Annotated in this window: 7 protein-coding genes; 2 read left to right on the top strand and 5 right to left on the bottom strand. The window is 66.6% G+C overall.

Annotated elements, in window-relative coordinates; translation table 11 throughout:
• Window positions 1–53 precede the first annotated feature (53 nt).
• The 3 genes from AC3ETA_RS47175 to AC3ETA_RS47165 form a co-directional block, all read right to left on the bottom strand.
• The gene (locus tag AC3ETA_RS47175; RefSeq protein ID WP_432199063.1) at window positions 54–758 is read right to left on the bottom strand and encodes a UPF0158 family protein; all 705 of its coding nucleotides are present in this window, start codon (window positions 756–758) and stop codon (window positions 54–56) included.
• A 227-nt stretch (window positions 759–985) separates the two neighbouring features.
• A complete protein-coding gene (locus AC3ETA_RS47170) occupies window positions 986–2683 on the bottom strand; it encodes a hypothetical protein (RefSeq protein WP_432199062.1) in 1698 nt (565 codons plus the stop codon).
• Entirely contained in the window at window positions 2680–6438 is a 3759-nt protein-coding gene (locus AC3ETA_RS47165) for an AAA domain-containing protein (RefSeq protein ID WP_432199061.1), read from the bottom strand. The genes AC3ETA_RS47170 and AC3ETA_RS47165 overlap by 4 nt, the downstream gene beginning before the upstream one ends.
• A gap of 303 nt (window positions 6439–6741) precedes the next feature.
• Here AC3ETA_RS47165 and AC3ETA_RS47160 point away from each other — a divergent pair, with 303 nt between their 5' ends.
• Together AC3ETA_RS47160 and AC3ETA_RS47155 are read left to right on the top strand one after the other, a co-directional pair.
• Complete coding sequence (locus AC3ETA_RS47160) at window positions 6742–7494, top strand: TetR/AcrR family transcriptional regulator (RefSeq protein WP_432199060.1); 753 nt, start codon at window positions 6742–6744, stop codon at window positions 7492–7494.
• A 168-nt stretch (window positions 7495–7662) separates the two neighbouring features.
• On the top strand, window positions 7663–8793 hold the full coding sequence (locus AC3ETA_RS47155; protein ID WP_432199059.1) for a hypothetical protein: 1131 nt from the start codon (window positions 7663–7665) through the stop codon (window positions 8791–8793).
• 48 nt (window positions 8794–8841) lie between these two features.
• On the opposite strand, the gene AC3ETA_RS47150 is transcribed toward AC3ETA_RS47155, so the two are convergent.
• A complete protein-coding gene (locus AC3ETA_RS47150) occupies window positions 8842–9252 on the bottom strand; it encodes a type II toxin-antitoxin system VapC family toxin (RefSeq protein ID WP_432199058.1) in 411 nt (136 codons plus the stop codon).
• Window positions 9239–9457 (bottom strand): hypothetical protein, encoded by a 219-nt coding sequence (locus tag AC3ETA_RS47145; protein ID WP_432199057.1) that lies wholly within the window; start codon window positions 9455–9457, stop codon window positions 9239–9241. The genes AC3ETA_RS47150 and AC3ETA_RS47145 overlap by 14 nt, the downstream gene beginning before the upstream one ends.
• Window positions 9458–10288 lie beyond the last annotated feature (831 nt).

Below are 10288 nucleotides of genomic sequence, written 5' to 3'. Positions count from 1 at the left end.
CGGAGGGGCCGAGATCGAGGCCTACGGCACCGGGGCCCGTGAAGGCACCCGAGTCAGTGGCCGCCCGACAGCGTCGGCCGGTAGCCGTGGTCGGCGAGCCAGGCCCGGGCCCGGCCATGCTGCCGTTCCGCGGAGAACATCCAGTACCGCCGCAGCTGCGCCGGTGAGGTGGCCAGCATGTCCTTGAAGCGGCGGAAGGCTCCTGGACCCTGGATCGCGATGCCGAGGAACCGAGCGAGGTCCTGGTCGTCGAGGGTGGTGATGAAGTCCTCCATGTCGCGATAGGCGTCCCGCGATCCCTCGCACGGGACATGGAGCCACCGCTCGGTGCCTTCCGGTTCCTCCTCGTCCCACGACTCCTCGGTGTCCGCGAGGGCAAACCGACACTCACCGGTGTCCAGGTCGATACGGCCGCCGCCCCAGGTCGGGTCCCCTTCGAGCAGACCGGAGAGTTCCTCCAGATCGGCCGACAGGGGCCGTAGCGCAGAGACAGCACCGTCGACCACCGTGTCGAGCTGTTCGGCGAGGACATCGTCGCCGGGCCAGCCCCGTTCGCGCAGGTTGGACCTGCACGCGATCGCCACGTCCCGGGCGCCGGGCACACCCCGAAAGACGGCTGCGATGAGTGCGTCTCCGCACTGCTGCAGCACGCCGACGGGGTCGTGCGTACGCAGCAGAGCGAGCAACGATGCGCCATCCACGGTGTGGCAGGCGGCGCGGAGCGCCTTCAACGCGTGGTCGGTCCATGCCTCGGTCATACCCGCGACGCTACGCCGAGGCGTGCTGCGAGTGCCATCGACTCCCATGCGACAACCCACCGACGTATTCTGACCCGACTTCCCTGAGCTCCTTGGTGAGGTCGGCGATTTCGACGGACGAACCGGCAGGAGAGAGGCGGGATGCTGCGGTATTCATCAGCCAAGCATCTGCGCAAACCCGATGAGGGCCTCGACTGCATGGTGGAGGCCCTCATCGCCCATACTCGTCAACTCGGACTTCTGTCGGCTGCTCCCGCTCGATCGTGTTCGACTCCAGCCTGCTGCCACAGGTCGGCGGCGAGACGGCCACGGAGCCGGAAGGAGAGCGCCGAGACCGACCGACTGTCCACACCGACGACCCACTGGTCGGCCGTTGCCGTTACCTGCACTGGTTCCCATGGCTGCCCCAGACGGTGCGTCGCAGGGCCGTCGGACGGCATGGCCATCTCCCGGGCCGCAGCACCCTGAGCGCCGATCAGCAGTGAGACGCTGCTCCCACCGTCCTCACTGGACCTGGGCGAAGGGAGGAGAGCGGCCGACAGATCCAGGGAGTCCTCGAGCTCCTCCACGCCCGGAGCCGCTTGGCTCAGCGCTGCTTCCTCGACCCACTTTTCCGCCAGATGACGCCAGCGGCTTGCCGCCAGCTCTGCGTTGTCGTCGGGGCTCTCCTGCCACCACCCAGCGGCGAGCAATGCCAGAGTGCTCAACCCCCGCACGTCGTCGATGAGCACTGCAGGGCTAGGGGCGTGGTCCTGCGCCGTCCCGGACAACAACCCGGCACCCACCACTGCCACCGGCCCGTCATCCGTGGCAGCCAGCACGAAGTCCGCCATGGCGTCCGTCGGCGTCTTGTTGAAGAACATCTTTCCTGGTGTCGCCCTCCCACGTGACGATCCGAGCACGTTGAGCAGGCGCTTACGCAGTCCCTCTTCCGCATCGGCACAGGACCAGAGGACATCCACGCTCACGCCTCGGCTCTGCAGACCTGTGGCTACCTCGTTCACGCGGGCGGCCTGGTCGCCATCCAGTTGCGAGGCCACGATCAACGCATGACCGGTGGCGCGTTCCAGGGCGCGCTCGGCGAGTCGGCGGCTGTCGCCCGCTGACAGTGCGGCTTCGGTGCAGGGCATCGTGGCCAGTTCCGCCCGGAGGCCAGGAGATCTGCTGGAACGCCGGACATGGCTGCGGTCCTTCTCCCACTCCTGGAGCATCCTGTCGAACCGTTCCTGGGCGTCGGAGCCGACTGCTAGGTCCTGGTACTGCTGTTCGGTCTCTTCCAGCACCAGCGGCGCGAGGTGGCTCCAGTTGCCGGACAGGCCCAGTACCGTTCCTTCCTCCAGGTCGACCCGGAGGGGCAGGTAGTACTTTCCGCGCACCAGCTTCGCGTTGTTGTCGATGCGGCGGATCCACTGCTGCTCGTCCGCGTTCCGCGGGAGCAGCCACTCGGTCTCGCCTCCGTTGAGCGTCTTGCGGTGGTGACGTCCCCTCAGGGCGAAACTGACCGCTCCCCGGTTGGTCTTCCGACGAACCTCCTTCGCGCTGAGCACTTCCAGGTCGGAGAGGGTGGCCAACTGGCAGCTGAGCATTTCGCGTACGACACTCGTCTGCCTTCGCTGGACTCGCAGACTGGCCGGCCGCCGACTCCTGGAGATGGTCAGAAGCCCTTCGCTCGTCGCGACGTAGCGGATGTCCTGGTCGCTCTGGACCATTGCCACCCACCCTTCGCGGAGCAGTGTCACCAGCCCCTCGATGAGCAGCCTGTTGTGGACCTGGAACGCTTCGCGGAACTCCTGAAAGACGCGGCCCTCACCCTGGTCTTCGGCGATGAACCGCAACAGCAGTTCCTCCAGCTTGCTGTACGGCCGCCCCACCGCGACGTCGTACGCCACCCGGAAGACGTCCAGCGGCAACAGAACGTGGATCACAGACGTCCCCCTTCCGCGTGCGCTGTCACGTGTGTTCCGCTCCTGTGGTCGCCGCGCTGAGCGTTGATCCGCTCAATCCTCTCGTCCAGGCCGGTGAGGTCGGCCGTCACCCGAATCGCCCGGCCCTCGGCGAACAGTTTCTCCAGTCCGTCCACCAGAAGAGCCACATGGCGCAGTTCGTCGTACTGCCGTTCATCGCGTGGCACCTCCGACACCTGAGTCCGGAAGAAGTCCCACGAGCCGACCAGGATCAGGAGGCGCTCGGCGCGCGAGATGAGGACGTTCATCCGTGATGCCGCCTTGAGAAAGCCCAGGCCCTGGCCCGGTTGCTTCATGTTGTTGCGGACCAGGCTCACCGCGACGATCTCCGACTGATTGCCTTGGAACGAGTCGACGGTGAAGACACCTCCCTTGTTCGGGTCGTCGGCCGTGGCGCTATGTCCACCGCCGGCGCCGCGCGGGTCGGGAGCTAGGGCGATTCCGCTGCGCAGCAGTTCGGCGCGCATCTCGGGCCTTCGAAGGCGTTTGCCCAGCACGACCACCTGCTGGGCGTAGGGGGACAGGACAGCCAGGTCGACCGGGTGTGCGGGATCTCCTCGCAGCGAACGAAGGAAGAGCTCCAAGGCGTGCGCTTCCGCCGCGTTGCGGTACTTGGGCTGAGCCGTCTCCGCCGCGCGTGGGTCGACCGAGGCTGCCGGCAGGTCGAGCCAGACTACGGCCTTGCCTTCCAGCGCCGCAGGGGCGGTCAGCCCGTGCGGAGCGCGGTCGTGGGTGTGGTGCTCCAGTCTTCCCTTGTAGTACGTCTCAGAGACGAGATCACCGATGTCCGGATGCATGCGATACTGCCCGGTGAGCATGCCCCCTTCGGGCTCGTGATCCCTGGACAGACGATGCAATTGTCCGAAGAAGGTGAGCCACCGCTTGCAGTACTCGGTGAAGTACTTCTTCTCCTCACTGGTCTTGTCGCGCCACCGGTTGAGCAACTCCCGGTCGACCAACCTGTCGGCGCCCTCAAGGTCGCGCAGAGCCTGTACAACCCGTTCCAGGTTGGAGAGCGCCTTCTGGTAGTCCTCCATCCGGTAGGGAGGCAGCTGCTGGGCATCTCCGATCAGCAGCCATCGGTGGCCGAGGTAGAGAGGCAGAGCCAGTTCGAAGCCGTGAGCCTTTCCGGCCTCTTCGACGATCGACCAGTCGTAGCTCACCTCTCCTGCCAGCCCTGCGAGGTCGCCGTCACTCGCGCTGCTGTACGTGATACTGGCACTCCGCCGCACGAGTTCCCTGAACTCGTTGGCCTGGGACGCATTCTGGGTGTCGATCTCCTGGCGCATGGTCCTGCAGGCTTCCAGCCAGGTGGCGGTCACCTCGGACAGGGGGGCGTCCACCTCGAGCGCTTCCAGCCTTCCGATGGTGCTGTCCAGGAGCTGTCGAGCCACGTACCGAACTGACCAGCGCTCATCCTGGGAGTCCGTGGTCTGAAGCGGATCCACGGTCCGGCGCAATCTGATCGACAGCGGCCGGTCCTCGTCCGGAGTGTCTTTGAACGCCTCGCCCTCGACCTTGGCCCTCAGAACGTCCACCGCCGAGTGCGCCTGCGCCGTGATGAGGATCTGGGCCATCGGGTCCTCGGTGAGGATCTCGCGCAGCAGCCACGCCGCCATGTGCGTCTTGCCGGTGCCGGGTGGCCCTTGCACCGTGTAGATCGGCCGCGTGCCCAGGATCTTGCCGATCTGCGCGCGCTTGCTGGCGTCGACGGGCCGCTCGTCGAGCCCGCCGGAAAGGCTCCCGCTGTCCATGAACACCTGGCCGGGGTTCGACAGGCTCGCCAGCAAGTAGGTGTGATCCGCGAGTCTCTCGATGGCCTTCTTCCTACGCTGAATCAGCTGAAGTTGCCGGTACAGACCCTTGGTGCGCAGGACGTACTCCTGCCCCGGGCGCGGCTCCGCGGATTCACTGCTCTTGCGGCCGTCGAGACCGCCCGTGCCTGCCAGTGCGCCAGCGGGCCGCAGTCTCACAGACTCGTCCGGGACGTCAGCGTCCATAAGCTCCCAGTGGCTTTTTACCGGGAAGGCGCTCCGGAGTCCTTCGAAGTCCGGCGGGCACAGTTGGATCTCGTTGCTGCCGGATTTCCCGCTGTACTTGTCCCGTAGCAGGAAGGCCGCCATGCCGCCGTCGGGCTTGAACATCTCCAGGGGCGGGTTGTTCCTCGGCATTTCCTGGACTTCGATCCAGTCGATGCTGCCGTCCGCCCGGTAGCGCACGTCGGCGACCTGGCACCGGAAAACCTCCGCGTCGCGGATCAGGAGGTCGATCTGGTTGGTCAACCGGATGAACTCGGCGAGATCTTCCTGGTTCTTCTGCCGGTCGCTCGCCTCGTCCGCCGAGGGAATCACGAGATCCCAGCTGAGGGTCGGTGCTTGGATGCCTTGATGCCTCTGCGTGGTGATGAAGGCGAGTTGATCGGCCGGGATCTCCCGGCCCCGCTGCGGATCCAGATCGAAGAAGTCCAGAACCTTCTGGCAGAAGGCCTTCTCCCAGCTCTTGTTCCCGCGGTCGTCGTGCTTGCCGAGTTCAAGATGCAGACACTTGCCCGACAGCACCACTGTCCCGCTGTGATGACCAGGGGACAGCAGACCTCCTTCGGAGAAGTCGTCATAGAGGAAGCCGAGCAGCTTGGTCACGTGCTCCTTGTTCCGGGAACTGAACGCGTCGCCGGGCTGCAACCCCAGAGCGGTGCGGAGCCCCAGGGCTTCCATCACCTCCACCAACTTCTGGTTTCCCGTGTTGACCACGACGAAATGGCGTTGATTGGCGTCCGCGCTCTCCGGGGGCTCTTCCAGGGAGTCGATGACTTCCCTGATGAATGCCTGAACCTCGTCGCCGCGCCGCAGCCGCTCCGTCGACTCCTCGGCGATCAGCCTGCCGATCACGTCCTGTTCGAGGTGATTCAGGCGGCTGTTCGGGACGGTGGGGGCATCTCGCCTGCGTCTGCCCCCTCCCTGGCCCTTGCCCAGCTGATCCTGCACGAGCCGATAACGCTCGGCCGCATCCGCGATGGTGCCCAGGTGTTCGATGTCCAGCATGCAGCGGGCTGCCAGCATGCCGAAGGCGAACCAGTCGGCATCGGGGCCGAACGTCTGCCGACCGGAGGCCCACTCGGGCGGAGTTTCCCACCCGCTCCGGGTCCGCGCCGCCGCAGGGGGGCGTCCCAGCCGGACGCTCCACTCAAAGCCACCGAGTCGCGCGGACTCGGGGCCTGCCTCCGGGTCCAGGAACACGGTTTCCGCCGACACGCAGCGGTGGACAACCTGTTGCCGGTGCAGCAGGTCCAGCCCCGAGGCCAGACGGCCGAGCATTCGCCATACCGCCTGCCGATCGGACGGGCGTCCCGACAGCCAGGAACAGCTGCGCCGGTCGGCGAGCACGGAGGCAAGGGTTCGGTGACCATTCGTCTCGAACACCATGACGAAACAGTGGTGATTGAGATCGATGCCTACGTTGCGCAGCTGAATGAGCGAACGCTCCGAGCCCGGGCTGCTCCTGACCTGGTAAAGCGAGCGCAACTCTGCGTCCCATAACGCCCTTTGGACCTGGTCCGGCCCCTCGTCGGAGAAGTGCCAGGTCTTCAGCAGGTACGGCTTCACGTACTCGTCGTTGTCGTTGGCTGTCCACAGTCTCCCTTCGTCCGATGGGGAGTCGAGCGGACGTAGGAGTTCGTAACGCCCTCCCAGAAGGGCATCTCCTGAACCGAGCTTCACGCATACCTCCTGCCGGCGCGGGGCGCCGAGGACGACCTGGCTGCTCAGCGGCAGCAAGAACTCGGGGTGCTGTCGGGGCTGTTGGTTCAGCCGTCCGGTGAGTCAGCATCACATTGTGAAGGTGTTTTACTCCCGTAGCGGGCGAGGCCACAAGCGCTACGGGAAAGTTGCAGGTGCGGATCACTGAGTAGGGTGGTCGGCAGGACCCCATCCGGAGAGCGGCGAGGAGGTTGCGCAGTGGCCGCTGGCACGCCTCAGAAGACCCGTGGCGGGACCCGACGCGCCCGACTGCGGGAGCAGCTCATGCAGGACAGCCGAGACGCGGCTCGGGAGATCATCGCCGCGGGAGGGTTGAGCGGTCTGACGGTTACAGCGGTGGCCGGCAAAGTGGGCGTGACGCCAGCTGCTCTCTACCGGTATTTCGACGGCAAGCGTGGACTGGTCCGGGCACTGTACGGAGACATCACCGCGGAACTCATCAGCACCGTTCAGGCGGCTGTGGACCACCAGGAACCCGACGACCTCAGCGCCAAGCTGCACGCCGCGACGCACGCGGTCCTGGTCTGGTCAGTGGCGTATCCTGGCGAGTTCAGCCTGCTGATGGGTGCTGGTTTCCCCCAGGCCACCGAGTCGGGGGAAGAGATCCCGGAGGCGATCTCCCGCGAACTCGGCGGATTGTTCGCCAAGCTATTTGCCGAGCTCGTTCGACAGGGTCTGCTTGACGGCCAGGTGGACGAGAGGGTGCCGATAGACCTGCGGAACCAGCTCGTCGTCTATCAGCAGACGGTCAGTCCGGGTCTTCCGCTGGGCGCCATCAGGGCGATGATGTACTGCTGGCGCCAGATTTATGGCCTGATCTGCATGGCCGTCAATCACCATCTCGCCTTCGCCTTCGACGACGGCTACGAGGCCATGTTTGAGGACATGATGGCTGATCTGCTCCCCAAGCTGGGGGTTCTGCCGAGCCCAAAGCGTCGATACCTGGAGTTCCGCCGTGACCAGCCTGCGATGGCCGCGAAGCCGCGAGGAGAAGAGCTTCTTCGCAACAGCGGATGACCCCCAACTGGTCCAGTGCTTGGGATGCGGCGCGGTCCACCAGCTCCACACGGGCGATCTCGGAGACCGCAAGGCTCACAGGGCGGCGGCTGTTCCTTGTCACTGCACCGCAGCCTGCCCCCGGCGTTCCAGCCCTCGCTCTCAAGCAGCGGCGGTAGGGTCCGCTGCGTGAGCGAGTACCAGTACTACGAGTTCCAGGCCCTCGACCGGCCACTCAGCCGCGAGGAACAGGAGCAGCTGCGGGCCATCTCCACCCGGGCCCGGATCACCGCCACCAGCTTCACCAACACCTACAACTGGGGCGACCTGAGCGGAAATCCGCGCCGCATGGTCGAGCACTACTTCGACGCCCACCTGTACGTCACCAACTGGGGCACCCACCGACTGATGCTCCGCCTGCCCAAACAGACCCTGGACCTGCCCACAGTGCGGCCGTACTGCCTCGACCACCACGTCGACGCCTGGACCACCCGCACCCACCTCCTGCTCGACCTCACCAGCGAGGACGAGGGCGGCGACTGGATCGAGGGCGCCGACGACTCACTGGCCGCCCTCATCGGCGTCCGCGACGAACTCGCCACCGGCGATCTGCGCCCCCTCTACCTCGCCTGGCTCTCCGCACTCGCCGCCTGGGAACTCGAAGACGACGACGAAGAGGAGTACCAGACCTGCCCGGAGCCGCCCGTCCCTGCCGGGCTCGGCGAGCTGACCGCACCTCAGCACGCGCTCGCGGACTTCCTGCGCGTGGACGCCGATCTCCTCGCGGTCGCGGCCCAGGCCAGTCCCGCCGCGCCGGAGGAGCCGCTCAGGCCCACGAAGAAGGAGCTCGCCCCGCTGATCGCCGCTCTCCCACAGCAGGAGAAGGACGCCCTCCTGCTGCGGCTCGCCCTCGGCCCGGAGCCCCGGCTGCGCACCGACCTCCTGCACCGCCTACGCGGCATGACAGCACCCATCGCAGCCCCCGGCGACCGATCCGCTGCGCACCTCCTGGACGCTGCCCACACCCTGCGTACCGAGCCTCGGCAGCGTGCGGAACAGGAGCGGACCGAAGCCCGTGGCCGGCGCCTGACCGCCCTCGCACACGACGCCGAAGCCCTCTGGCAGCAAGTACGGGCCCACATCGCCACCAAGAAGACGAGCGCCTACGACCAGGCCGTCACCCTCCTTACGGAACTACGCGACGCGTACACGCACACCGGACGTGACAAGGACTTCCGGCAGCGCCTTGCCAGCCTGCGCGAGGACAATCAGCGTCGTCCCGGCCTGATCCACCGCCTCGACAGCCACGGCCTCCGATAAGCCCGCTCGTTCCCGACCCTGGGCGGGCCGGGCTGTTCCCTCCCCGCTTCAGGGAAGCAACGTGAACGCGGGAACGTGATCGGGCACAAGCGCCCGGAAATGCCGGTGGTCGAGCGTCGCGACATCCGTCAGTTTCAGCCGCTCCGCCACAGCGACCACCGAAGCGTCAGCCACGCCCAGCGGAAAGCCCCGATAGCGGCGCATCAGCTCAACGATCCGTGCCATGTCCCGCTCATCGGGGAACACCTGCACCAGGTCACCGCCGACGACGGACTCCACCAGATTGATCTCGGCCTCGGCACCCAGATACTTGCCAACCAGATAGCAGCACTCGGTCAGCACGTACGGGGTGACAACGAGGTCACCGTCGTACGACTCCAGGAGTTCGGCACAGCGCTCATGATCAGGATCGTTGCGGTTGAGGAAGGCGACGAGCGGACCGGAATCAACGATCAGCATCGTCCTCGCCGATCTCCGCCCGTACGACGTCCTTCGCCCGGGCACCGAGATCGGTCGCCGGACCATCGAAGCTCCGCAGTATCCGGAACCGGCTCGACGCGGGCCTGACCAGACGCAGAGCGTGGCGGCGCAACTCCTCCGCCTGCTCGGGCTCCAAGTGATCAATGAGCTCGTGCAGGTCACTGTAGTCATACGCCGAGGTCATGGCCGCTCCCTCTCCGCCGTGCCGTACGTCCACGATAGCGTCGCCATGGCCGCCTCGGTGGCCGCGATGTCACGGCCCGGAGCCCTCCCCGCGAACTCCCCATACAGAGGGCCACGCGACTGACGCTGGAGCGATCCCCACGGGAGGAGCCAGTGGCGTCGGCACCGCCGGGCGACAGCCTGATCGTGCGGCTCCCGCCAGGCGCCGAGCACCGAGGCCGCATCATCGCCCTTCGCTGCCTCCGGGACGGCCGCTCGCCACGCGCGCAGCGGCCACCGTCGAGACCGTCCCCGGCGCGAGCGGCACCAGCCGCGTCCGCCCCTCAACCGCCACGGTGGCGCAAATCCGCAGGTCAGCGCCGTGCGCACGACCAGCCATGTTTTGTGGCTCCTGCCCAGGACTCGAACCTGCGGCCAAGCGACATCGGCCTACCGCTTCAACTGGACAACCGTCTGGATCACCAGCCGCCGGCCCCCGACCGGCGGCTTCCCTCGTTCCCATGTTCTGGGTCCCCCGCCGGGGATTCGAACCTGCGCAGAGGCACGACTCCCCCGGCGGCCCCACATTCAGAGTGAGACAGTCGTCGTCACCACCAATGATCCGCCCCTGCCCAGCGTCGATCCGGCTTCCCATGTTTTGCGGCTCCTGCCGGAGACTCGAACCTGCGACCGCTGTGCCCCCCCTCTACCGGTTCAGCCGGCCTGGATCACAAGATGGCTGCCCACGACCGGCGATTTTCCCCGGTCCCATGTCCTAGGTCCCCCGCCGGGCTCGGCTTCGCAGGTCCGGTCATCACGAACGTCAGCTTGCGCGATGATCTACAGGGCTCTT

The organism is Streptomyces sp. bgisy027 (assembly GCF_057710365.1).
Note: the sequence above shows the minus strand (reverse complement) of the source record. Positions and strands in the feature narration are given on the sequence as shown.

What these genes read in the sequence shown, in the direction of transcription:
- AC3ETA_RS47160 (WP_432199060.1), top strand. Translation starts at nt 6,742, where the DNA reads ATGCAGGACAGCCGAGACGCGGCTCGGGAGATCATCGCCGCGGGAGGG.
- AC3ETA_RS47150 (WP_432199058.1), bottom strand. Translation starts at nt 9,252, where the DNA reads ATGCTGATCGTTGATTCCGGTCCGCTCGTCGCCTTCCTCAACCGCAAC.
- AC3ETA_RS47145 (WP_432199057.1), bottom strand. Translation starts at nt 9,457, where the DNA reads ATGACCTCGGCGTATGACTACAGTGACCTGCACGAGCTCATTGATCAC.
- AC3ETA_RS47175 (WP_432199063.1), bottom strand. Translation starts at nt 758, where the DNA reads ATGACCGAGGCATGGACCGACCACGCGTTGAAGGCGCTCCGCGCCGCC.